The organism is Halomonas cupida (assembly GCF_900142755.1).
GTDB lineage: Bacteria > Pseudomonadota > Gammaproteobacteria > Pseudomonadales > Halomonadaceae > Halomonas > Halomonas cupida.
The window spans coordinates 818,148-839,132 of the sequence record NZ_FRCA01000001.1 but is presented as its reverse complement, the minus strand read 5'-3'; the positions used below and the strand labels follow the sequence as shown (position 1 = coordinate 839,132).

At 58.2% G+C, this 20,985-nt stretch carries 26 protein-coding genes and 1 tRNA gene; 4 read left to right on the top strand and 23 right to left on the bottom strand.

The window, feature by feature from the left end; translation table 11 throughout:
* Positions 1-95: 95 nt before the first annotated feature.
* Genes cyoE through BUE38_RS03650 form a run of 4 tightly spaced genes read right to left on the bottom strand, consistent with a single transcriptional unit; the run spans position 96 to position 3,387 of the window.
* Complete coding sequence (gene cyoE / locus BUE38_RS03665; protein ID WP_073433615.1) at positions 96-1,001, bottom strand: heme o synthase; 906 nt, start codon at positions 999-1,001, stop codon at positions 96-98.
* Positions 994-2,076: a COX15/CtaA family protein gene (locus BUE38_RS03660; RefSeq protein WP_084541691.1), complete on the bottom strand. Its 1,083-nt coding sequence runs from the start codon at positions 2,074-2,076 to the stop codon at positions 994-996. Before BUE38_RS03660 ends, cyoE begins: the two co-directional genes overlap by 8 nt.
* Complete coding sequence (locus tag BUE38_RS03655) at positions 2,066-2,635, bottom strand: hypothetical protein (protein WP_073433614.1); 570 nt, start codon at positions 2,633-2,635, stop codon at positions 2,066-2,068. Before BUE38_RS03655 ends, BUE38_RS03660 begins: the two co-directional genes overlap by 11 nt.
* On the bottom strand, positions 2,632-3,387 hold the full coding sequence (locus tag BUE38_RS03650; protein WP_234986750.1) for an SURF1 family protein: 756 nt from the start codon (positions 3,385-3,387) through the stop codon (positions 2,632-2,634). The genes BUE38_RS03655 and BUE38_RS03650 overlap by 4 nt, the downstream gene beginning before the upstream one ends.
* Before the next feature lie 40 nt (positions 3,388-3,427).
* On the opposite strand from BUE38_RS03650, the gene BUE38_RS03645 reads away from it, so the two are divergent.
* Positions 3,428-3,619 (top strand): DUF2909 family protein, encoded by a 192-nt coding sequence (locus BUE38_RS03645; RefSeq protein ID WP_073433613.1) that lies wholly within the window; start codon positions 3,428-3,430, stop codon positions 3,617-3,619.
* A 161-nt stretch (positions 3,620-3,780) separates the two neighbouring features.
* Here the strand turns inward: BUE38_RS03645 and BUE38_RS03640 are convergent, their stop codons facing one another.
* The 7 genes from BUE38_RS03640 to BUE38_RS03610 all read right to left on the bottom strand — a co-directional run bounded on the left by BUE38_RS03640 (position 3,781) and on the right by BUE38_RS03610 (position 9,996).
* Positions 3,781-4,644 carry a cytochrome c oxidase subunit 3 gene (locus BUE38_RS03640; RefSeq protein WP_073433612.1) on the bottom strand — a complete coding sequence of 288 codons (864 nt, stop codon included), beginning with the start codon at positions 4,642-4,644 and terminating at the stop codon, positions 3,781-3,783.
* 28 nt (positions 4,645-4,672) lie between these two features.
* Positions 4,673-5,314 (bottom strand): cytochrome c oxidase assembly protein, encoded by a 642-nt coding sequence (locus tag BUE38_RS03635; RefSeq protein WP_084541690.1) that lies wholly within the window; start codon positions 5,312-5,314, stop codon positions 4,673-4,675.
* A 170-nt stretch (positions 5,315-5,484) separates the two neighbouring features.
* The gene (gene ctaD, locus BUE38_RS03630) at positions 5,485-7,113 is read right to left on the bottom strand and encodes a cytochrome c oxidase subunit I (protein WP_084541689.1); all 1,629 of its coding nucleotides are present in this window, start codon (positions 7,111-7,113) and stop codon (positions 5,485-5,487) included.
* A 52-nt stretch (positions 7,114-7,165) separates the two neighbouring features.
* On the bottom strand, positions 7,166-8,284 hold the full coding sequence (gene coxB, locus BUE38_RS03625; protein WP_073433792.1) for a cytochrome c oxidase subunit II: 1,119 nt from the start codon (positions 8,282-8,284) through the stop codon (positions 7,166-7,168).
* A gap of 238 nt (positions 8,285-8,522) precedes the next feature.
* Positions 8,523-8,696: a DUF2970 domain-containing protein gene (locus tag BUE38_RS03620; RefSeq protein ID WP_073433611.1), complete on the bottom strand. Its 174-nt coding sequence runs from the start codon at positions 8,694-8,696 to the stop codon at positions 8,523-8,525.
* A gap of 218 nt (positions 8,697-8,914) precedes the next feature.
* Positions 8,915-9,643 carry an LrgB family protein gene (locus BUE38_RS03615; RefSeq protein WP_073433610.1) on the bottom strand — a complete coding sequence of 243 codons (729 nt, stop codon included), beginning with the start codon at positions 9,641-9,643 and terminating at the stop codon, positions 8,915-8,917.
* Positions 9,640-9,996: a CidA/LrgA family protein gene (locus tag BUE38_RS03610; RefSeq protein ID WP_073433609.1), complete on the bottom strand. Its 357-nt coding sequence runs from the start codon at positions 9,994-9,996 to the stop codon at positions 9,640-9,642. The genes BUE38_RS03615 and BUE38_RS03610 overlap by 4 nt, the downstream gene beginning before the upstream one ends.
* 193 nt (positions 9,997-10,189) lie before the next feature.
* On the opposite strand from BUE38_RS03610, the gene BUE38_RS03605 reads away from it, so the two are divergent.
* A tRNA-Pro gene (locus BUE38_RS03605) sits at positions 10,190-10,266 on the top strand.
* A 181-nt stretch (positions 10,267-10,447) separates the two neighbouring features.
* Here BUE38_RS03605 and BUE38_RS03600 read toward each other — a convergent pair.
* From BUE38_RS03600 to BUE38_RS03575, 6 genes are all read right to left on the bottom strand, one after another.
* The gene (locus tag BUE38_RS03600; RefSeq protein ID WP_073433608.1) at positions 10,448-10,795 is read right to left on the bottom strand and encodes a hypothetical protein; all 348 of its coding nucleotides are present in this window, start codon (positions 10,793-10,795) and stop codon (positions 10,448-10,450) included.
* Between the two features lie 10 nt (positions 10,796-10,805).
* The gene (locus BUE38_RS03595) at positions 10,806-11,051 is read right to left on the bottom strand and encodes a hypothetical protein (RefSeq protein ID WP_073433607.1); all 246 of its coding nucleotides are present in this window, start codon (positions 11,049-11,051) and stop codon (positions 10,806-10,808) included.
* 9 nt (positions 11,052-11,060) lie between these two features.
* On the bottom strand, positions 11,061-11,429 hold the full coding sequence (locus BUE38_RS03590; RefSeq protein ID WP_073433606.1) for a P27 family phage terminase small subunit: 369 nt from the start codon (positions 11,427-11,429) through the stop codon (positions 11,061-11,063).
* A gap of 124 nt (positions 11,430-11,553) precedes the next feature.
* Positions 11,554-12,075 (bottom strand): hypothetical protein, encoded by a 522-nt coding sequence (locus BUE38_RS03585; RefSeq protein ID WP_073433605.1) that lies wholly within the window; start codon positions 12,073-12,075, stop codon positions 11,554-11,556.
* Complete coding sequence (locus tag BUE38_RS03580) at positions 12,068-12,553, bottom strand: hypothetical protein (protein ID WP_073433604.1); 486 nt, start codon at positions 12,551-12,553, stop codon at positions 12,068-12,070. Before BUE38_RS03580 ends, BUE38_RS03585 begins: the two co-directional genes overlap by 8 nt.
* Positions 12,550-13,506 carry a hypothetical protein gene (locus tag BUE38_RS03575; RefSeq protein ID WP_073433603.1) on the bottom strand — a complete coding sequence of 319 codons (957 nt, stop codon included), beginning with the start codon at positions 13,504-13,506 and terminating at the stop codon, positions 12,550-12,552. The genes BUE38_RS03580 and BUE38_RS03575 overlap by 4 nt, the downstream gene beginning before the upstream one ends.
* 239 nt (positions 13,507-13,745) lie before the next feature.
* Between BUE38_RS03575 and BUE38_RS03570 the strand changes: the two genes are divergently transcribed.
* On the top strand, positions 13,746-14,774 hold the full coding sequence (locus BUE38_RS03570; protein ID WP_073433602.1) for a tyrosine-type recombinase/integrase: 1,029 nt from the start codon (positions 13,746-13,748) through the stop codon (positions 14,772-14,774).
* A gap of 48 nt (positions 14,775-14,822) precedes the next feature.
* On the opposite strand, the gene BUE38_RS03565 is transcribed toward BUE38_RS03570, so the two are convergent.
* From BUE38_RS03565 to BUE38_RS03540, 6 genes are all read right to left on the bottom strand, one after another.
* The gene (locus BUE38_RS03565) at positions 14,823-15,122 is read right to left on the bottom strand and encodes a hypothetical protein (protein WP_073433601.1); all 300 of its coding nucleotides are present in this window, start codon (positions 15,120-15,122) and stop codon (positions 14,823-14,825) included.
* 29 nt (positions 15,123-15,151) lie between these two features.
* Positions 15,152-17,653 carry a phage NrS-1 polymerase family protein gene (locus tag BUE38_RS23215; protein WP_234986749.1) on the bottom strand — a complete coding sequence of 834 codons (2,502 nt, stop codon included), beginning with the start codon at positions 17,651-17,653 and terminating at the stop codon, positions 15,152-15,154.
* Positions 17,654-17,762: 109 nt separating this feature from the next.
* Positions 17,763-18,080 (bottom strand): hypothetical protein, encoded by a 318-nt coding sequence (locus BUE38_RS03555; RefSeq protein WP_073433600.1) that lies wholly within the window; start codon positions 18,078-18,080, stop codon positions 17,763-17,765.
* The gene (locus BUE38_RS23080; protein WP_073433599.1) at positions 18,077-18,385 is read right to left on the bottom strand and encodes a hypothetical protein; all 309 of its coding nucleotides are present in this window, start codon (positions 18,383-18,385) and stop codon (positions 18,077-18,079) included. The genes BUE38_RS03555 and BUE38_RS23080 overlap by 4 nt, the downstream gene beginning before the upstream one ends.
* 96 nt (positions 18,386-18,481) lie before the next feature.
* A complete protein-coding gene (locus tag BUE38_RS03545) occupies positions 18,482-18,940 on the bottom strand; it encodes a hypothetical protein (RefSeq protein WP_073433598.1) in 459 nt (152 codons plus the stop codon).
* Positions 18,937-20,277, bottom strand: coding sequence for a site-specific integrase (locus BUE38_RS03540; RefSeq protein WP_073433597.1), 1,341 nt, complete (start codon positions 20,275-20,277; stop codon positions 18,937-18,939). Before BUE38_RS03540 ends, BUE38_RS03545 begins: the two co-directional genes overlap by 4 nt.
* Positions 20,278-20,716: 439 nt before the next feature.
* Between BUE38_RS03540 and BUE38_RS03535 the strand changes: the two genes are divergently transcribed.
* Positions 20,717-20,977 carry a hypothetical protein gene (locus BUE38_RS03535; protein WP_073433596.1) on the top strand — a complete coding sequence of 87 codons (261 nt, stop codon included), beginning with the start codon at positions 20,717-20,719 and terminating at the stop codon, positions 20,975-20,977.
* The last annotated feature ends 8 nt before the right edge of the window (positions 20,978-20,985 follow it).

Genomic DNA, 20,985 nt, shown 5'->3' with positions numbered 1-20,985 from the left:
GGTTGGCATTTTACACAACCTTATCGCCAGAGAAACCCCACAATGTCGTAGGAAATCTCCCGGGCGACAACCGGCCGCACCCGCATGAATCTGCTTCAGTCCACCACCATTGCCAGGTAATGGTCGGCCAGCAGCAGCACGAATACCCACAGCAGGTAATGAATGGAGAACCAGAAAGCCTGCAGAGGTGCCTGACCATCATGCCCCTTCCAGACTCTCAAGTTCCAGATCATGAAGCGAATATTGAGGACAACTACCCCGATTAGATAGGGCCAGCCACTCATTCCGATAGAGAACGGCAGCAAGGTGGCGGCAACAGTCAACCAGCCATAGAGCCACACCTGCAGGCGCGCAAAGTCACAGCCGTGGGTCACGGGCAACATGGGGACCCCTGCCTCGGCGTATTCGTCACGCTTGTAGATTGCCAGTGCCCAGAAATGGGGAGGCGTCCAGGCGAAGATGATCAACATCAGCAACAGGGGCTCCGGCCCCAGGGATCCCGTCACCGCTGTCCAGCCGAGCAGCGGCGGAGAAGCACCTGCGACGCCGCCAATCACGATATTCTGAGGTGTAGCACGCTTGAGGAACACCGTATAGATCAGTGCATAGCCGATCAGGGATGCCAATGTGAGCCACGCCGTCAGTGCGTTCACCGCTACTGCGAGCAATGCGATTCCGGACGCACTCAGCAGCACCGCCCAGCCCAGCGCCAACGGCCAGGTCATGCGACCACTGGCCAGAGGACGGCGAGAGGTACGCAGCATCTGCGCATCCAGGCGGCGATCCACGACATGATTGATGGCAGCGGCTCCAGCCGCCGCCAGAGCAATACCACCAATACCGAAAACGACATTGCTGAATGCCGGTACTGGCGCTGCCAGCAACATCCCTACCAGCGCGCATACCAGCATCACCGACACCACACGCCACTTGCAGAGCGTCATCAGATCACGCCAAAGCTCAGCGGCAGTGACCACCTGTAATGGCAGCGCATCACGCATGGAGCCACTCCTCACGTTTGCCGAGAGCCGCAGTCCGGCGTGCCCTGGCCGGTATTGGATGACGTAGTTTCCAGCTCACCAGGCTGAAGGCGAACACCAACAGCACCGCCCCGGCGGTATGCAGTAACGCCAGGCCCAACGGTAACCATAGCAGAACGTTGGCGATACCAAGTGCAGCCTGAAGCACCAGAGCTGCCGCCAGGCTGGCCAACCAGGGGCGCATTGCTACCTCGCGCCAATAACGAAAAGCCAGGCTGAACAGTGCCAGAGCCAGCGCTCCGGCACCGAGTCGATGAGCGAGATGAATGGTACTGCGTGCCTCGGCATGCAGCTGACCATGGAGGTAATTGGGCCCAACCGTTTGAGTCAAATGAAAGCCCTCGCCCCAGTCGGTTTCCGGCCACCACTGGGCATTACAGGTAGGGAAGCCCTGGCAGGCAATCCCTGCGTAGTTGCTCGATGTCCAACCACCGAGCGCCAGTTGCATCACCAGCAGCGCTGCCGCCACCCACCAAAGTCGCCCCATTGGCGCTGACACCAGAACTCGCCGCTGATGGAATCGACGCAAACGCAGGTGTAGCCAGATGAACAGCGCCAGCACACTGATACCGCCCAGCAAGTGAAGCGTCACGACCTGCGGCCAGAGCTTGAGCGTAACGGTATAGGCACCAAAAGCCCCCTGCACCATCAGCATGGTGAACAGCATCACGATCAGCCGCCAGGGAAAGCCGGTGTGCCGACGCATCCGCCAGCCGATCACCACCAACACCAGCCCCAGCAGGCCGAGCGTGGTGGCCAGGTAACGATGGATCATTTCCATCCATGCCTTGGAAGCCTCCAGTGGCACACCTGACGCATGCTGGCTGGCAATCTCGGCATCCGGCACCACAAGGGCCCCGTAACAACCCGGCCAATCCGGGCAACCCAACCCGGCATCCAGAAGTCGCGTCCAGGTTCCGGCGAGGATCACGATCACGGCAAACATGGCGCCACAAAGGCTCAACGTGCGCAGCAGCGCCATACGTTTGGTGTTTCCATCTGCCCGACGGTCTGCTGGCATGGGATCAGCTTTCATGACGCGTCTCCTCGGCTGGTTCTACCGACAGCGCCCGGGACGACTCATCCAACGGAGAGAATTCCGGCTCGGGATTCATCTTGAACAGCTTCTCGATGTCGTCCAGCACCAGAGCCGTTTCAATATTCGATGGGTACTCGAGCATTACCATGCCTTCGGGATCACCAATCCAGACACGACCGTCAGTGGTCCAATCGGGCTGCTGCTGCCAGTGCGCAACATGCTCACCAGGCAAGGCGTCCCCATCGCCACCAATCCTGACCCGGCTCAGGCGATGCGCCTCTCGCCCCAGGGCACGATGCAACCGCCACCAACGATCAGCATCCTCGGTACATTGCTGACCACAGTCATAGACGATCACCCAGTCACTGGCGTCCTCCTTGTGGAACTGATCAATGGGCCACTCACCCAGCATCGGCAGTTCCACATCGAGATTGCCGTGGGCTGTGCGCCCCTCAGGGATCCCCCACTGCAAGGTGACCATTGCCCAGGCCACCACCATGGGCAGAGCGAAGATAGCCATCAGAGCCAACAATTTGACGCGTGCTGAAACGATCATCCACGAACCTCCCCTGCCCTGGAGTTTGCCTTGTCCGGTACGCCACGACCTCTACCCAATAGCTCCTCAGGTCTGGTCCGCCCCAACCGTCGTCGATCGGCGTTGAGCCGTCTAGCGCCGACCAACAATGCAATGAAAGCTACCGTGGCCAGTGACCACCACTGAACCGCGTAGGCCGTATGGCGTTCTGGTGGCATGACATTCGGTGTCCACCACACCGGCAGTTGCCCTTTACCGCTGTGCTGGTGCACCCAGCCATCGAAGCTGAAACCTTGCTGCCAGGCCGCCGGCTCGATCTGTTGCAGGCGTTGACCCTCGAGGTTCTCACCAAAGACGGGAGCCTGGCGCCCATCAGACTGCCAACGGCCAGTGATGCGCACAGTTCCTTCAGGCGTCGATACCGCGGGCGTGGCACGCGACATACCGGTCTCGAGGAAACCTCGATCCACCAGCCAGCGCTGGCCATATTCATCCATCAGGGGCACAAGCACACCGACACCAAGACGGCCATTCAAGGTACGGTTATCGAGAAACAGCGTCTGGCCACCAAGAAAGCGCCCTTCAATCACTATCTCACTCCCTTCAGCAGGAGTACCTCGTGGCGATTCGACCAGCGGAGCATTGGCCATTGCCTCGAGCCATTCGCGCTTGTCGGCTGCCCTCTGCCACTGCCATAGTCCAAGACAGATGCCGAGCGTCATCAGCAAGCCGCAGAGTACACACCAGAACACCAATCGGCCCCTGTGACGCACTTTCGGTTGCCTTGTCATTGCCTCAGAACGGACTCGTGCCATGTTGCTCAAGACCCTTATCGCCGTTGTGTTCATCGCCATGCTGGCAAGCCTCGCCGCCGGAGCAGGGTTCCTGCTCAAGGACGATAGCCAGTCGCGCCGCCTGCTTACCTCCCTGAAGATTCGGGTCTGTCTCGCCGCCCTGCTGGTAGTGCTGCTTGCCTACGGGTTCTTCGGCGGTCCGCTGGGCTGACCGGCGCTTATCTTCTGCAACTCTTCTGCAGCACCCGTCCCTGGTCCCGCTCGGGTCTGGAACCCCCAGGCCCGGATCACACAGACCTGAAACACATAGCTCTGAAACACATAGACCTGAAACACATGGCCCTGGAGTACATGGCCCTGGAGTACATGGGCTTAAAACACATAGACAAAGAGGAACAGGCCGATCCAGACGACATCCACAAAGTGCCAGTACCAGGCGCCTGCCTCGAAGGCGAAATGGTTGTGAGCATCGAAATGCCCCTTTTTCACACGCTGCAGCAGGGTGAACAGAATGATGGTGCCGATGATGACGTGAAGCCCGTGGAAGCCGGTGAGCATGAAGAAGGTCGAACCGTAGATGCCGGCCTGAAGCGTAAGACCGAGGTGTACCCAGGCCTCGTAATACTCGATTCCCTGGATGCAGATAAAGACCGCCCCGAAAAGTACCGTCACGACAAGCCAGGTGTGAGCCCCGTAGCGATCCCCCTTCTTCAGCGCCTCATGCGAGAAGGTCAAGGTGATGCTTGATGTCACCAGCAACAGCGTGTTGATCAGCGGTAGTTTCCAGGGATCCAGGATGTGCTCCGGCCCCTGGATCGACGGATCGGGAGGATTCAGCAATGGCCAACTGGCAGTGAAGTCCGGCCACAGCAAGGCCGTAACGCCCTTGGCACCTTCGCCGTCCAGCCATGGCAGCGCAAAGGTACGCACGTAGAACAGCGCACCAAAGAAGGCCGCGAAGAACATCACTTCGGAGAAGATGAACCAGGCCATTCCCCAGCGGAAGGAACGATCCATCTGGCTGTCGTACAGCCCATCCATCGACTCTCGAATCACGTCACGGAACCACAGCGCCATGATCGCGAGGATTGCCACCAGGCCAGCCAACATGATCAGCGAGCCAATACTCCCATGCACCAACCAGGTGCCGGTTCCAACCATCATCAACCCCAGCGCCAGCGAGGCGAGAATCGGCCATCGGCTGGTTGCAGGTACGTAGTAGCTTCCACCGCTCATGTGTAACCTCCTGCGCAATCCTGTCTCATCAACTGTTGTCCATCGCCAGGTCCAGTGCGCTGACATGCCCTGCCAACCACTGGTCGAATGTTGGATCACTGACCTGAACCTGCCGCGGTCCGGAATCCTGGGGGTGAAGGGTGTACACCATAGTGACGGTGCGGATGTCGTCCGGCAGCTCACGAGTCAACTGGAAGACCAGTGGAGCCTTGAAGCTTTCTCCCGGCCCCAATTGCTGGTTCTGGAAACAGAAACACGCCAGCTTGCGTAGATGTGTTGCTGCTTCAGAGGGCGTCACACTTGGCACCGCCCGAGCCACCATGGTCCGGTCACTCAGATTGGTAAAGGTGAAGTAGACCTCGACGCTAGCCCCGGGATGGACCTGGACCTGGCGTGTATGAGCCTCCAACTGCCACGGCAATCCGGCACTGGAACGAGTGATGAACTGCATGTTCACCGTACGACTCATGTCCGCATCCTGGTTGGCCAGCGTCTGTGCAGAGGCTGATGTCTTGCCATTGAGGCCCGTGACCTGACAGAACACGTCATACAGCGGCACCAAGGCAAAGGCGAAGACAAACATCCCGGCCAACACCACCAGGGTGCGCGTCACGGTGCGACGCACCTGAGGTGCTCTGTCGGTAATTTCCTCAGCTTCTGCCTTCGACATGACCGGCTTCCTCATCAACGGCGCCCTCACAACGGACTCGCTTACGACGGCACATTAACCCCAGGCTCATTCATCCTGGTCTTGAACACGATGGTCTTGCTCACAATGGGTTCGCTCCCAAGCCAGACAATCACGACCGGCAAGCCCTTGTAACAGGGCTTGCACGGCGCTCAGTGCTCAACGGGCCGATACTGCGGTGGGTGCTCGAAGGTATGCAGGGGCGCGGGACTCGGTACTGTCCACTCGAGGTCCTCCGCCCCATCCCACGCCTTGGCCGGGGCCTTCTTCCCACCGCGTACGCACATGAAGACGATGACCACAAACAACAGCTGTGACAGGCCGAACATGAACGCCCCGACACTCGAGATCATGTTGAAGTCGGCAAACTGCAGTGAGTAATCAGGAATCCGCCGCGGCATACCGGCCAGTCCCGAGAAGTGCATCGGGAAGAAGGTCAGATTCACCCCGATGATCGACAACCAGAAATGCCATTGGGAAAGCCGCAGATGCGGATAGTGGCCAGTCCACTTGGGTAGCCAGTAATAGACGGCCGCCATGATCGAGAAGATCGCTCCCGGCACCAGCACATAGTGGAAGTGCGCGACCACGAAATAGGTATCGTGATACTGGAAATCCGCTGGCGATATGGCCAGCATCAGCCCCGAGAAACCACCAATGGTGAACAGCACCACAAAGGCAATGGCGAACAGCATGGCCGGCTCGAAGGTGATCGACCCTCGGAACAGCGTGGCAATCCAGTTGAACACCTTCACTCCGGTGGGCACAGCGATAAGCATGGTGCTGTACATGAAGAACAGCTCCGCCACCAATGGCAGGCCGACCACAAACATGTGGTGCGCCCAGACCATGAACGACAGGATGGCGATCGAGGCTGTGGCATAAACCATCGAGGCGTAGCCGAACAGCCGCTTGCGAGCGAAAGTGGGAATGATCACCGACACGATACCGAAGGCCGGCAGGATCATGATGTAGACCTCGGGGTGACCGAAGAACCAGAAAAGATGCTGAAAGAGCACCGGATCACCGCCACCTGCAGCATTGAAGAAGCTGGTGCCAAAGTTGATATCCATCAGCATCATGGTGACCACACCCGCCAGCACCGGCATGACCGCAATCAACAGGAAGGCCGTGATCAACCACGTCCAGACGAACAGTGTCATGTCCATCAGGCGCATACCCGGTGCACGCAGGTTGAGAATGGTCGCGATGATGTTGATTGCGCCGAGAATCGAACTGATACCGGCGATGTGCAGCGACAGAATGAAGTAGGTGGTCGAAGGCGGCGCATAGGTCGTCGACAGTGGCGCGTAGAAGGTCCAACCGAAATTGGGTGCCCCTCCCGGCATGATCAGAGTGCTGAGCAGTAGCGTGAATGCCACCGGCAGCAGCCAGAAGCTGAAATTATTCAGCCGTGGCAGCGCCATGTCCGGAGCCCCGATCTGCAGCGGCACCATCCAGTTGGCCAACCCCACGAAGGCCGGCATGACAGCACCAAACACCATGATCAGGCCATGCATGGTGGTCATCTGGTTGAAGAACTCCGGCTGCACCAGCTGCAAACCGGGTTGAAACAACTCTGCACGTACCACCAACGCAAAGACGCCGCCAATCATGAACATCAGCAACGAGAACAGTAGATAAAGGGTTCCGATTTCCTTGTGGTTGGTGGTCAATACCCAACGCATGATGCCCCGGGGGCGGTCATGGTGAGTGTCTGAGCCGCCGACAGCATCGGCGGAACCCTGTTGTAGCCTGTGCTTGGGAGGCAGTGACGCCATGCGAATTCTCCCTGTTGGCAATGCAATCAAGTTGGAGCGCAATCAAGCGCCGCTACTCCGCCATCATCTCGGCGATATCCGCAGGCTGGATAGCCTCACCGGTATCGTTACCCCAGGCATTGCGCTCATAGGTAATGACCGCTGCCAATTCCACCGGATTGAGCGTGGTACTGAACGCTGGCATCGCCGTACCGGCAACACCATTGACCACAGTGTCGATATGCAGGGCGGAATCGTCCATCAGCGCCTGGTTTCCCGCCAATGCCGGGAAGCTTGGCGGCAGACCAGAGCCATCAGGTTGGTGACAGGAGGCACAGATAGAGCCATAGACCTGCTCGCCACGCTCCATCAATTCATCGAGGGCCCATTCACGATCCACTCCCGAGGCTTCCGCTTCGGCCGCGGCCTTGCGCTCGGCCAGCCAGGCCTCAAACGCTTCCGGCTCGACCGCCTCCACCACAACCGGCATGAAGGCATGATCCTTGCCACACAGCTCCGCACACTGGCCACGGTAGATGCCCGGCTCATTGATCCGAACCCAGTTTTCGTTGACGAAGCTCGGCACAGCATCCTGCTTGACGGCGAGATCCGGCACCCACCAGGAGTGAATGACATCGTCACTGGTCAACAACAAGCGCACCTTCTTGCCCACCGGCAAGACCAGAGGCTCATCAACTTCCAGCAGATAGTGTTCACTCCGCTCGCCATCGCCAGTGATCTGCTCCCGCGGCGTGCCAAGATTGGAGGTGAACTCGACATCCTCGCCGAGATAGGAATAGTGCCACCGCCATTGCTGGCCGGTGATCATGACGTCCAGGTCGGCCTCGGAGGCGTCGTACATCTTCTTGAGCGTTGCCGTGGCCGGAATGGCCATGCCGACCAGGATCAGCAGAGGGACCGCCGTCCAGATCACCTCCACCATGGTGTGCTCATGGAAGTGGGCCGCCTCAGCCCCTTTCGAACGACGATAGCGGAACAGCGAATAGAACATCGCGCCGAATACCACCACCCCGATCACTACACAGATCCAGAAGATCGTCATGTGCAGCGAATAGATTTCGCGGCTGACATCCGTCACCCCTATCGGCATGTTCCATTCCGCCGCAAGGGTGTGACTGCTCAGTGCTGCCAACAGCATTCCTGCAGTCATCCATACGTGCCGCTTTCGCATCGATGCCTCCTGGAGCCAGTTATTGTCGTTATCACCATCGGATTGCTCCGGGCCGACGATCATCTCCGAACCCGGTTTCCGACCCCCTCTCAACTACGGTCCTTGAACTCTCAACTTCTGGTTCTGATGTTGCTGAACTGCGGGTCCTCAACCGTCCCACTGCTGCATGCTTCCTGTGCTGCTGACCTTCACTACGGCTTTTCTCCCCAGCCATGACGTTTCAACAGAATGACAGGAGTCATCCTGCTGCCGTCATGGCAACCACAATCAAGATCAGTACCAGAATGATGCCCATGAGAATGCCCACCAGAATGAAGCTGATGGGCTTGCCGGAGGTGAAGTCTTCCCGCCGCTGCGCTTCGCGTTGGACACCGAAGAACGCTGCCAGCACAGATTTGACGGTCTTCCACATATTGACCTCCAGACGGATCCCTTATGCCTGACCATAGTTCAGGAAAAGGCAACGCGCCCAGGGCATTAGACCAAGGTTAGATACGTGAGCCACACAAGGCTGCCAGGCGGCCCTGCAGGGACCGCCTGAAGGAAAGTCAGTTAAATCAATGGAATGACTCGCAGCATGTGTCGCCCGGCAGGCGAAAATCAGCTGGCTCTCAGCTATGCCGGAACCAGCTACAGACCAAACAGGCCCACAATCAATGGCAGGATAAAGGCTGTCACCAGCCCCGTCAGACCCATGGCAAGCCCCGAAAAGGCGCCGGCCATAGCCCCCAGGCGCGCAAAGGATTGCGCCGTACCGAAACCATGCGCGGCCAGGCCCATGGTGAAGCCCTGAACGACAGGATCGCGAATCCCCAGCAGCCGGAAGATGCCCGGACCAAGTGCACAACCAATCGAGCCGGTGATCAACACCAGTCCCGCCGCCAGCGAGGGAATTCCGCCGATCTTCTCGGCAACCCCCATGGCAATCGGTGACGTCACCGAGCGTGGTGCCAACGACATTACTGTCACGTGGTCTGCGCCGAACAACAGCGCGAGCCCGATGGTCGAAACAACAGCAGTGGCGATACCTGCCAGACAGGCCAACAGCAACGGTGCCATCAACTGGCGCACCCGCTCACGGTGGTCGTAGAGCGGTATGGCAAGCGCTACCGTAGCCGGGCCAAGCAGAAAATGGATGAACTGCGCGCCTTCGAAGTAGGTGGCGTAATCAATTCCCGATATCAACAGGAAGACAATGATCAGCGCAATACTCAAGGTGACGGCATGCAACAGCGGAGTACCACCGAGCATTCGATTGATGCGCACGGCCAGCGCAAACGCCAACAGAGTGACCAGTAACGACAGCAATGGGTTGCCTGATAGATAGACCCACAGCTCGCCCAGCTCCGCGACCTTCATTGGCGCCCACCAAACCGGTTGGCCAGCCGCTGCATCACCCAGGCCGTCACGGCAAGGGTCAATGCCGTCGACAGCAGCAGGGTCATCCCAATCGCCAACCAATCATCGGCAATCAAGCGACCATGTAACATCAGGCCCACCCCTGCCGGTACAAACAGCAAGGTAAGGTAGCGCAGCAACCCCTCACCGGTGGTGCGCAGGCTGGACGGCACCTTGCCACGCACCAGCAGCCCCACCAACAGGATCACCATACCGATCACCGGCCCCGGTATCGGCAGATCAAACGCACGCACCAACAACTCACCGGCGAACTGACAGGCCAGCAGAATACTCATGCCCAGAATCAAAGGCATCGATACCTCTCCTCGAAGGTCAACAAACGTGGATCGCAAAGGCTACACAAATCACCAGCCGGTTGCTGGTCAATAACCAACCAATTGAAATAAAAGCGCAAAAGGGGCTTTTCATTTCCCGACGAACACGATAGTATACGCCTCGTTCTCGGGGACTGCTGCCAACAAGGTAGAAGTTATTCGAGGGCCAAGTCGGAGCGTGGCGCAGCTTGGTAGCGCGTTGCAATGGGGTTGCAAAGGTCGCAGGTTCGAATCCTGTCGCTCCGACCAGAAATTCCAGAAAAAACGGTCACTTAGCGAATCATCGCAGTGGACGTTTTTCGTTGTGGAGCCTCCAGGTTCCAAATAGGTTCCAACGGTCAGCAGAACCAAAGCCCTACTCTGACTCCATCACCGACCTCACCAAACCTTCCAAGGCACAAAAAAGGCCCACCCCAAGAGGTGAGCCGTGTCAGTCCTGGTTCAATACCCTGGCGCGCTGGTCCAGCACCGCCTGGCAGCGGGCGAGAGGCTCCCTGCCAAAGGCACCAACGAAGACCGCTTCGCCGTAGTCATGGAGCTGCGCCGGCCGGAAACCCACGGGCGGAATGTCGAGCCACGGTCTGCCCCAGAACATCTCGCCCCAGGAAATCCGCGTGCCATCGTCGTACTGGGCCAGATAGCGCTCCCCGTACTTCAGCCACTTGCGGTGAAACACCTTGTTGGGTATCTGGTGGCAATTGGTACCGACCGAGAACAGACCGATCAGGCGGTCGTCGAGTGGGGTTACACCCGACTGGCGGGATCGTTTCGTGGGCATGAGAGTCTCCTCAGTCGTGACCAAAGCCATGGGGCGGAATGTCGTTCCAGGGCTCACCGAAGGCTCGCTGCATCCAGCAAGGCCCTGGCTGTTTCCAGTAGTGACGCAGAAAGCGCTCACCGTGCTTCCGCCACAGACGTTCCTGATCATCGTCGTCAATGAGGTTGCAGGACGTGCCGCAACTGAACAGGCCGATCAGGCGCTGATCGAGCGGTGATGCTCCTGCTCCTGACCGGCGAGTGCGCTTGGTGGGCATGGTGGCCTCCTACAGGTTCTCTATCGGGGTGCTGAGATCCCGCCCCCCCACGGTGCTCAAGGTCGGGGGACGGCCGGCGGCATCGCGCAACGGTTCCAGATCCAGATTCAATGCCTTCAATGCCGACATCATCTGCCCCCGCGCATCCCGCGACACCGCCAGCAATGGGTGTGGCTTCGGCTGGCCGTATCGGTCCAGATAAGTGATGCCCTCGGCCGAGATGACCTTCTGACACTCATCGATCAGCGTCCGCGACTCGGCCACACTCCTCAACAGAGCAAGACCGGCCTCATCCGTGATGTCATAGTCGGTGGCCAGTGCGGTATATAATCGTCTTGCCTCAGTGGATAGCTTACTTGGTGGTTTTTTGCAAACCATTGATCCTCCTAGAGAAAATACTCAATTACAACAATTGACGAGTACCACGCCGTTCCCGAGCAGGCCCGGTATTTGAGACTGGACCCACGCCCCCGGCGCTTAGCGGCGCTGCCCACTCCTGTCCTCACTCCGGCTTGCGTCTCACGCACAGATGGCCATCCGCATTAGTACTCCATTCGAGTAATTGCAATGGGACACCAGGGAAGCAATGTCTGGCCCCTTCTTCCATGATCTCGGCCGCCGATGGTGGGCGACCTGTGAGCCGATTGAACTGGGCATGCCAGCGTTCCATCTCGGACTGGAAGCTGTCGAGCATCTGCTTGTCCCGGATCGCCTGCATCGAGGTTACGCCCGAGGGCAATGTCTCGGCCTGGTGACGATCGGCTACCACCTCCTGCCAATAGCCTGACGCCAACGCGCCAACCATCCAGCGCCACACCGCCTCGATGGCCATGTCGCGCGCCTCCTCGGGCGGGGTCGAACCTCGGTTCTGCATGATCAATGCCACAGCGCGGCAAGCGGACTCTGCATACAGTGCCTGCACCTGAATAACTTCCTCGCTGCTCAGGCCGATCAGGCTGGTATCGGGCAGGGGAAGGTGTGCCCGAATCTCGGCGGCGGTTGGTTCGGTATATGCATTACTCATGGGTATTGCCTCCTCGGTTGCAGCGGCACGGCTTGGCATCTCGGCCGGATTTAATGGCCAGCGTCCAGCCACTGCCCTCGGTGCCGGGCTTCTCGCCGGCGTCGCATGGCTCGCGGGCAACCCATCCGCTGCCCCTGCATGTCACCATCTGACCAATGCGGTAGGATTTGTCTGCCCGCCAGACACCGCAATACTCCACCCCGCGCCGTTCCAGCTCGGCGAACCTGTGCTCGAGCGTGGCCAGTCTGCCCAGCCCGGCAGAATCCAGCCCTTTCAACGTGGGCGGCGTTGGCTCGGGCATGGCGTCGAGGCGCTTCTCCAGTTGGCTGATTCGCTCGAGATGCGGTCTCAACACCTGGGACATGGCATCAGCGATGACCTCTCGCTCCTGGTGGATGCGGCGGCGGATATTCGCCGGCACCGCCTCAAACCGATCAAAGCTAAAGCCAGTATCGTTGTCGGCATCGGGGGCACTCATGACGACACTCCCACCTCGACAATCACCGCGTCCTGCGTCGCCAGCCGCCAGCGCCGCTCGAGCAGCAATGCGACGCTGTTTGTTTGAAACAAGCTGACCATCTGCGTGGGCGTCGGGGTCGGCGTGTCGACCATCTGGATGGCGTCCTGCTCGGTGGTGCGCAGGAACAGACCATCATCGCGGATCATCACTCTCGAGACCGGAAGGATGACCATGCCGCTGGTCATGGCGTCATCCGCGACCACCTGAATGCCGTCGATGTAGCTGCCGCCCGAAACACTCATGCCGGCACCGGCCTTGTCGGACAGGGCCAGTTCGGCGGCCACACTCGGCGCGGCCAATATCAGATAGCCGTTCAGGCTGGGCTGGCTGGCGGAGATACCGGACTTCAAGTCCGCCTCGGCATCTCCGGAGCCGGGCAGCGAGACGGATTCCGGGAAGGCCGCCACGATCGCAGCATTGGCCGTGGAATCCAGTGCGGTGCCCATCTCGGACAGCACCATCACCTCCGCGGCGGCACCGGTGGCGAGGAATTCACGGCTCACGACCACCAGGCTGGAGACTTTCGTGGGTGGGGCATCGGCCAGACTGAGAGCGACAGTAGTGGCCACTTTGGCGGCACCTTCCGGCGTGACCTCGGCACTGGTGCCACCGGCGAGCAGGATCCGGTTCATGCCGACCGGCAGGGCGGGTGCCATGGCCACCAGTTGATCCACGAGACTGAAGGCCAGATGGCTGGCGAGGTAGGCAGCGGTCAGCTCATCGAGGCCCTCATTGGCACCGATGTCACCAGCGGTCATGGCACTGGCCTTTTCCTGGGCATAGTCACGAAGCAGCGGTAGATCACTGCTGGCCAGCGCGTGGTGAAACTGTTTCGGCTCGGTCAGGCCCTTGAGGGCCACCAGCCGGTGGAAGGCTCGCAAGCGAGGATTGGACAGACGAGAGGAATGCATCGGAACGATCTCCGGCAGATTGTGGCCCCTCGCCTCAAGGCTAGGCAACCTCCACCGATACTGCCAGACAGCGCGGTGCAGGCCGCCGTTTCCAGGAGTGACCTGCACCGCTTCCGGGTTCGATGGCCCGGCACTCCCAGCATAGCCGAACAGGCCGTATGCCATGGCATGACCGGGCTGGACTACCCTGATAGTGAGGGACCTCCAGCTACCAGAATACCAGCTTGAGGATTTCCTCCATGACCTACCATGAACTCGCTTCCCTGTGGCTCGCCGAACAACACCATTTCAAACCCCGGACGCGACAACGCGCCCAGCAATGCCTGGACCTCCACCTGTCGCCCGCCATCGGAAACACCGACATCGGCGACCTCGACCACCCCACCTTGTGGCAATGCCTCCACCCCCTCAAGGTGCGCGGCCAGATGGTGACACTCCGCCAATGCCGCACCCTGCTTACCGCGACCCTTCACCACGCCATGAGCATGGGATTACTTGACCGCGACCCCACCAGCGCCTTGCGCTCCACACTGGAACCCCACAAGCGACAACCCCCCAATCATCACCGCTTCGTCAGCCCGGCACTACTCCCTGCCCTGCTGCGTGATATCGAGGCACTCGACGACCGCATCAGTCACCTGGCCCTGCGCGCCCTCGTGGTGACCACGCTACGCCCAGGATGCCTGGTGCTGGCCTGCTGGGAGCATCTCGATCTCGACCGGATGGTCTGGTATCCGCCGGCGGCGACCTGCAAGAACGGTCGTGACCATTCCATCCCCGTCACGCCGCGCCTGTGGGACGTATTGCAGCGACTCCCCCACCGGGAAGGCCGCCTGTTCCCGGTTCACGTGGATACCGTGCGCGATGCCCTCAAGCGGATTCACTGGGAGAAGGAACAGACCCTGCACGGGTTCCGGCACATCGGCAAAACTGTCCTCGAGGAGCATGGCTGGTCAACGCCCTGGATCGAGAGACAGCTTCACCACATCAGTGGCAGCGTGGAAGCCCTCTATAACCATGCCGAGTTCATCGGCCCCCGGCGTGTCATGCAGACCTGGCTCGAGGACTATTACTACGCCCTCGCACAAGGCCCGCTCAGTGAGCACCAACAACGCGCCTTTGCCGAGCGCGTCAAGGCCGCTATTACCGCCTCACCTGCCGAACATGTACTGTGGAATTCTCCAGAAAACACACCAAAAACGGGTCATGATCAAGACGAAATACGACATAACAGAAAGAGAACACTTGCACCATGGAGAAACAAGTGACTTGACCAAAAATGGCCAATAAATGGACGTGTCTTATAATTATAAAAGTCAATACTGATACACCCTGGCTTCCGACCATCGAGCACGTGCAACTTCCAGCGCCTCCTCTGGAGACAACTGGCAGTATCGCGACAACATCACCATAGACTTTCGTCCAACGACGACACGCCAGCATCGACGGCGAGGATCAAGACCTTTGGCGATGTCGTCCAACAGCTCTTGCTTGTGCGCACGAATCCATGTGCGCAACTCTGGAGTGATGTTCTGCACCGGCCATACGCTGAGACGCCCATCACACGCGGCCTCAGCGTACAAACCGTGCTCTCTCAGATAGTCGATTGCGGCCATGTGAGAACCTCGCCATCAAGACCTTTTCATCAAAACTGCTCTTTCTCTCCTGGCGAGGGGGGTGTTTCATCCGAAACATCGAAACAAACCGCATGGTTACTGGGCTCGCGGGAATTTTCAAACGAAACATTACCCCCTTGTGTTTCGTTTCCAACATCGCTGTAACCCGCGTGGTTGCTGGATTGTTTCGTTGTTTCGGATCCAGAGAGGGGGGCTGGGGAAAGGTACCGTTTGAAAACCTCTTGGAATTGCCGTCGGTAATAGCCTTTCTTGGTGCCCTCCCCGATTCTGATCTGTTGCGGACGAATACCAAATCCTTTCAATCGTGATGCCAGTTGACGCTGTCTCATCGGTTTTCCCTTGTCACAGGTACCCCAAGGTGCGTCCCCATCAGCGCAAAGTGCTTCAGTCAATGCAGCGGAAAATATGGACTCCACGCCCTTTCCTTCAAACACCGACTTTACATCTTTCAATAGCTCAACATTAATATCTGACGACAATTCCTCGTCATCGTTTTGAGCGATAGTGACGGCAACGTTCTGGACACGTTCCGGCCATTCACCGCCGATAACTTCCGCTATCTGCTGAAGGGGTTCCCAGTTGTCAGCAGCACGGTTGTTCAGTCCGCGAACAGGTTCAGGACGTGCCTCGGCTACCTCTCCAGCCAGATCCTCATGCAGCCTGGCCAACTGCCGCAAAAGCCGGTCACGCAGCTCTGACGGCATGTGACGGAGATTCTCTATCTTTTCGGTGGGAAGCTTTCGGCGCAGCTCCAGGCGTATCGAGCGGCTGGCCAGCGTGTCAGCGATGGCACCAATGCCACATAGCGCCTTGGCCCCCCACGTGGAAAAGCGTACGGGCTTGCGGTCGGCGCCTTCGCCTTCCACACGGATGATGAAACCGTTCCGCTTGTGGCCGCTGTTGAGCACGCCTCGTGCTTCTTCGTTTTCCTTCAGAAAGGCATCTGTCTCATCGATCAGCAGGGTCGGACCCCACATATCCATGGAGCGAAACAGTGCCGCCGGGCTGATGCCATCACATTTGAGAGGGTGAAAGGAGAATTCGCCCATGAAGTCCAGCAATATCGACTTCCCACAGTTCGGCAGGGGCGCTGTGATGTTGGCGATCGGTGCAACATAGACCTGATCAATGAACCACGTGAACACAATCCAGAGGGCGGCAGCATCCGCCACATAAGGCTCACAGACCACGTAGCGCCTCAGGGTGTCGGAGAGTTCACGCACCAGGGCGGCACCCTCTACCGGCTCTGGCCACGGCTCAATGACAGGGAATATCTCACCACTGTCTGCCTTGGCTTGCGTACGTTCCCGCTTCTCCAGTTCGGCTAGTAGATCCGTCAACGCTATTCCCTTGGCATCCTTGACTGCCTTGCGAATGCGCTGCCAGTCCGGGGGAGAGTCCCGCCGAATCGCTGTCATCAGGTCCAGAATGGGCCGCTCGAACACCTTGCCGGGGTCTTCATCCTTGATGGCCGCCATCACCTGTTCGAAAGGTGTTGTTGTGTCCGCCGCCATGGTCTGGTGGTTCTGTCGCCGTTTGGCTTCCATGCGCGAGCACTCTTCTGAAGTGAGCCCACCACCACTGTGGACAGGTGCCTGCCCATTGATACGGCGGTCTGGATCATAGGCACCGGTACATCCCTGAATGGCGGTATGGATGGTCCGCTGCCCATAGGTCAACTCGCCGCGTTGCTCATCCCACTTGCTGCGCATTCGGGCAGATTGCCGAAAGAGCAGATCCATGCGTTCCGGGTCCGACCCCGTCAGCCAGGCAAGGGCATTCATAAGCGACTGGTCACTCGCACTGGCGTCATCCAAACCGGTATCTTCACCGGTGAACAGCCTATGTGCCGGTGGCTTGATACGCTTCAGCTCGGAAAGCAGAACATTACTATCCACCGTGGTGTGTGCAGGAGGCCTGACTGGCACCGCCGAGGCTGTCTGAGCCGGCTTCTTGAGTAACGGTGCGCAGACACGTTCCAGCACCGGCTGACGGGCCTCTACGCGCCCGGATGCGTGATCGCGTGGTTTCCCCGTCATGGTCATCCACCGATCGGTGTCATAGACCTCGACGGCACCCTCGTGGAATTTGCTGGTTTTGCATCGCATGCCGGCGGGCTTGGTGGCGACCATCCAGATGTGATAGCCATCACCACTGGGTGACACCTCCGTATAGCTGTTCACATGATTGATAATCCCCAGCGCCCAGGGGGCCTCCGGGCAGTGGTCGAGGTCAATGCAGGTAAAGGGATCCTCGCTGGTGAGTACGAAACCGACACCATCCCATTCCCCTCTGGAATAGGCGTCTTCCGCCTCTGCGAAGGTTGTCCACGTGGTTGGGTTCGTGACGCTCGCTCGTTTCCCGGTGCTGACTGCATAAGGCACCTTGGTCCAGCGGTCTTTCTGGTACTCCAGTTTCCAGAGGATCCACTGGGTGTGACTCTTGAGTTCGCCGGGAATGTGCTCAAAATCAGGTGTGATGAGTTCGGGTTTTTGGATACAATTCGACATGTTTCGATCCTTCGAGGGTGGGAACTCGGGGTTCCACAATGAATATCGGCATGTTGGTCCCTTCTCTGCTGTGTGGTAGCGCCCATCGCCTCGTCATCGATGGGCGTTTTCATTCTCTCCCCTCCTGACGCTTCACATGTTCAAGCAATGCGGCCTTGCGCTCTCCATAGTCCATGCCACGAAACAGGCTGAAACAGTTGTATTGCTCAGCATCGATGACGTAGCGCAGCTCATCACAACTCAAAGTGTCCCGGTCTCGGCGAAGGTGTTCGCCGAATAGCACGTGATCGATCATGAGTGCTTCATTGATGTAATGATGTTGTCCCGTGGGCTTACCTTGCAGCAGTCGAGAGAGGCGCAATGTCTCGCTCATGGTTCGATATTGAAATCCAGAAAAGTCGCGTAGATGGAACCATTCCTGGCTCATGACTGAACCTCCATCGCCATAGCTTCTGCGGTGGAAGTCGCAATGTTCGCTTCCTCTAGCCATGCAAAAACATCCGATAACCGGTATCGAACCATTCGACCACGCTTGATGAATCTAGGACCGGGGCGACCGAGCAAGCGCCCACTATTGCGGGCCTGTCTTCCGGTATTCACTGAGGCAGGAATGAGGGCGGGAAAGACACACTTCTCTGAAACTTCTGCATCATACCCTGAGCGGTATAGCTCAAGCGCTTCTGCCAGAAGTTCACTGGGTGTCTTGGTTGCTTTGTTTTGTTGCTTGGTCATTGGATATATCCCTTTTCATATGGAGATATATCCAATGGTTAACGATGACTTTGATGCTGTATGTACAGTCTCCCGGGAGACTGTACACTTTCGCAATCAGTCCAGCTCACGCAGCCAACCATAGATGGTCCGCTCCTCGACCGGCACAAGCTTGGCTTCATGGATTGCCGCTGCTGCTGCTCGCTTGCTTCGGAATGTGCCTTGATGCTCGCGGTAGTACTGATACACATCCCTCTTGAAGTCTTGTGTCTCTGCATGGCGCTGTTTGCTCACGCGCTTATTTCTCGCACTGATCAACCACTCCAGGTAGTCATCTAGCGTCCAATGCTCGGTGGCTCCATCCACCATGCCGTCTCTCACGAGCAATAGAAGCTCCAGGAGCCCCGGCGAATCTTCAACAAACTTGCGATCGGTGGCACAGTCGTTGACCAATCGAGTAAATTTTTCCATACCATACTGGAATGGCTTTTCCTGCTCACTCGTCAGAAACTCCTCGATCTGCTCTAACGACCAGTATTCCGCCCCCTTGGGCCAGCCTTGCGGTGTGCGCTTCATACCACACCTCGCTCTTCGGCTTCTCCGACATCACCACCAGGGGCCTTCCTGGCGAACGCCTCCACAAGGTCTCGTGTGTGATCGGGGGATAGGTGAGCGTAAAACTTGATTGTCGTCTCGATGCTGCTGTGAGCCATCAGGCGGGAGACTGCCAGCAGGTCAGCACCGGCCATCACGAGTTGGCTGGCAAAATTGTGGCGTAGCGCGTAAAGCTGTAGACCTTCCGGCAGTCCGCCCAGCTTTCGAACCGTTGCCCATGGTCGCTGCATGGCGGTCTGCGACAGCCGTCTACCATTCACTGGCGACGGGAACACCAAGCCTGATTTGGGTTCGCCCTGCTGTCGATGCCAGGCCTTGAGTACCTTGGTGGCGGCACCAGACAGCGGGAACGTCTGAGGCTCGGGGCGCTTGTGGGCGGACTTCTCGATGACCTTTCGAACCGTCTTGAATGTCAGGTTTGTGTGTTCCCAGCGCAAGCCAAACAGGTCGCCGGGCCTGAAACCGGTGAAGTACATCAGCAAGATCCACGGATTGACATGATCGACGTAGATAGCGTGATCCAGATCCGGCAGATATGACCGACCATGTTGCCTGCTATTCCGGCGCTCAGCCCGACGTTGCTCCTGGTATGCTTCCAAGCCAGCGAACAAAGCATCAACTTCTTCTGGTTCCAGATACCGGCGTTCAGCGCCCTGTTCGGCCAGTTCTTCCTCTGTCAGCGCTGGTTTCTGCAACTTGACGCGCAGGAGTGGGTGCTCAGATATCACCCTTCGTTCGACAGCATGCGCCAGAAGCCCTTGCAGGGCGTCATAGGAGCGCTTCAGCGTCGCAAAGCTGCGGGGCTTATCCACTGCCTCCTGGTCGGCTTGCCATCGCTCCACAGCAGCACGGTCAAGGCTAGACATGGGTCTATCCAGCCAATCGGTAAAATCCTTCTCGATGCGGCGCAGCGTACCCTTGCCATCCTTGGCCCGATTCTGAAACGCGGTATACGGGCCACTCAGGTATGCGCGAAGGGTTTGCCGTTCTCGGTGCTCCGCATCCTCCCTGGCCTTTTCCAGCAAGGCACGTGGATCACCTCCCTGAGCGATGACTCCCAATGCCTCACGGGCATCATTACGACCCTGAGCCGCCGTCAAGTCACCATAGCGCCCCAGCGTCAGTACCCGACGTTTGCCCACGCTGTTGTAATAACTCACTCTCAGCGACAGCCCGCGCTTGCCCGCTCGGACGTGATAGCCGGCAAGGTCAGCGTCCCAGGCCTCATCCCCATCCGCCAGATTACGGGCCAATCGCTCGAGCGTTCTCGTGGTCAACTTCTCTGTTATCTTCGTCATACCCTCACCATTCCAGGTTCCAAATAGGTTCCAACGGTAAGATATAACGAGATATTTCCATATACAATGAAATACAACAGATATGAACTTTACCCATTGTTATTCTTGTATTTTTTCTATCCTGTTGGTACTTCGTTGTATATCGAGATATACCATGATTATGCAATGGGGTTGCAAAGGTCGCAGGTTCGAATCCTGTCGCTCCGACCACTGAGATTCCAGATCAAACCGTCACTTACGGAACATTCCGAGTGGCGGTTTTTTCGTTGCCTATAAAATTTTGGTAAAACTCTGGAAAAATTCTGCAACGGAGTAGTGCCTGCCCCCTATCTCTGCCCCCCTCTTCCCTATGCCTCTTACATTCCGGCTATCCTGTAGGGGTTGTATCGAAACCTTCGTCGCAGCAGAAGGCTCGCGACCATAGTCAGAGACAGCATCAATGTTGCCAAAACCAAAATCTGACCATGTTGAGCACACAAAACAGTACATCTCATGGTTCTGGGTCTTCTATGCTATTGCCGTGCTTGTTCCGGTGGCCTTTTATCTATGGAACCCATTCGCCATGGACCTGGCCAGGAAATTGCAGATATCTGGCGCTCTTGCCATATTGCTGGCGCCCATTGCCGAATACCCAGCCTCGAGCGGTAATTACGACTCTTCCCAAGCCCACAGCATTCCTTTCAACTCGGCACTCGACTGACATGGCGG

Excerpts from the sequence above, each read along its gene's own strand:
- BUE38_RS03660 (WP_084541691.1), bottom strand. The coding sequence starts at position 2,076 with ATGAAAGCTGATCCCATGCCAGCAGACCGTCGGGCAGATGGAAACACC.
- cyoE (WP_073433615.1), bottom strand. The coding sequence starts at position 1,001 with ATGCGTGATGCGCTGCCATTACAGGTGGTCACTGCCGCTGAGCTTTGG.
- BUE38_RS03595 (WP_073433607.1), bottom strand. The coding sequence starts at position 11,051 with ATGCCCACCAAGCGCACTCGCCGGTCAGGAGCAGGAGCATCACCGCTC.
- BUE38_RS03540 (WP_073433597.1), bottom strand. The coding sequence starts at position 20,277 with ATGACGAAGATAACAGAGAAGTTGACCACGAGAACGCTCGAGCGATTG.
- BUE38_RS03575 (WP_073433603.1), bottom strand. The coding sequence starts at position 13,506 with ATGCATTCCTCTCGTCTGTCCAATCCTCGCTTGCGAGCCTTCCACCGG.
- BUE38_RS03535 (WP_073433596.1), top strand. The coding sequence starts at position 20,717 with ATGTTGCCAAAACCAAAATCTGACCATGTTGAGCACACAAAACAGTAC.
- BUE38_RS23215 (WP_234986749.1), bottom strand. The coding sequence starts at position 17,653 with ATGTCGAATTGTATCCAAAAACCCGAACTCATCACACCTGATTTTGAG.
- BUE38_RS03645 (WP_073433613.1), top strand. The coding sequence starts at position 3,428 with ATGTTGCTCAAGACCCTTATCGCCGTTGTGTTCATCGCCATGCTGGCA.
- BUE38_RS03565 (WP_073433601.1), bottom strand. The coding sequence starts at position 15,122 with ATGGCCGCAATCGACTATCTGAGAGAGCACGGTTTGTACGCTGAGGCC.
- BUE38_RS03620 (WP_073433611.1), bottom strand. The coding sequence starts at position 8,696 with ATGTGGAAGACCGTCAAATCTGTGCTGGCAGCGTTCTTCGGTGTCCAA.
- BUE38_RS03545 (WP_073433598.1), bottom strand. The coding sequence starts at position 18,940 with ATGAAGCGCACACCGCAAGGCTGGCCCAAGGGGGCGGAATACTGGTCG.
- coxB (WP_073433792.1), bottom strand. The coding sequence starts at position 8,284 with ATGCGAAAGCGGCACGTATGGATGACTGCAGGAATGCTGTTGGCAGCA.
- BUE38_RS03610 (WP_073433609.1), bottom strand. The coding sequence starts at position 9,996 with ATGCCTTTGATTCTGGGCATGAGTATTCTGCTGGCCTGTCAGTTCGCC.
- BUE38_RS03635 (WP_084541690.1), bottom strand. The coding sequence starts at position 5,314 with ATGTCGAAGGCAGAAGCTGAGGAAATTACCGACAGAGCACCTCAGGTG.
- BUE38_RS03640 (WP_073433612.1), bottom strand. The coding sequence starts at position 4,644 with ATGAGCGGTGGAAGCTACTACGTACCTGCAACCAGCCGATGGCCGATT.
- BUE38_RS03585 (WP_073433605.1), bottom strand. The coding sequence starts at position 12,075 with ATGAGTAATGCATATACCGAACCAACCGCCGCCGAGATTCGGGCACAC.
- BUE38_RS03600 (WP_073433608.1), bottom strand. The coding sequence starts at position 10,795 with ATGCCCACGAAACGATCCCGCCAGTCGGGTGTAACCCCACTCGACGAC.
- BUE38_RS23080 (WP_073433599.1), bottom strand. The coding sequence starts at position 18,385 with ATGACCAAGCAACAAAACAAAGCAACCAAGACACCCAGTGAACTTCTG.
- BUE38_RS03615 (WP_073433610.1), bottom strand. The coding sequence starts at position 9,643 with ATGAAGGTCGCGGAGCTGGGCGAGCTGTGGGTCTATCTATCAGGCAAC.
- BUE38_RS03555 (WP_073433600.1), bottom strand. The coding sequence starts at position 18,080 with ATGAGCCAGGAATGGTTCCATCTACGCGACTTTTCTGGATTTCAATAT.
- BUE38_RS03655 (WP_073433614.1), bottom strand. The coding sequence starts at position 2,635 with ATGATCGTTTCAGCACGCGTCAAATTGTTGGCTCTGATGGCTATCTTC.
- ctaD (WP_084541689.1), bottom strand. The coding sequence starts at position 7,113 with ATGGCGTCACTGCCTCCCAAGCACAGGCTACAACAGGGTTCCGCCGAT.
- BUE38_RS03570 (WP_073433602.1), top strand. The coding sequence starts at position 13,746 with ATGACCTACCATGAACTCGCTTCCCTGTGGCTCGCCGAACAACACCAT.
- BUE38_RS03590 (WP_073433606.1), bottom strand. The coding sequence starts at position 11,429 with ATGGTTTGCAAAAAACCACCAAGTAAGCTATCCACTGAGGCAAGACGA.
- BUE38_RS03580 (WP_073433604.1), bottom strand. The coding sequence starts at position 12,553 with ATGAGTGCCCCCGATGCCGACAACGATACTGGCTTTAGCTTTGATCGG.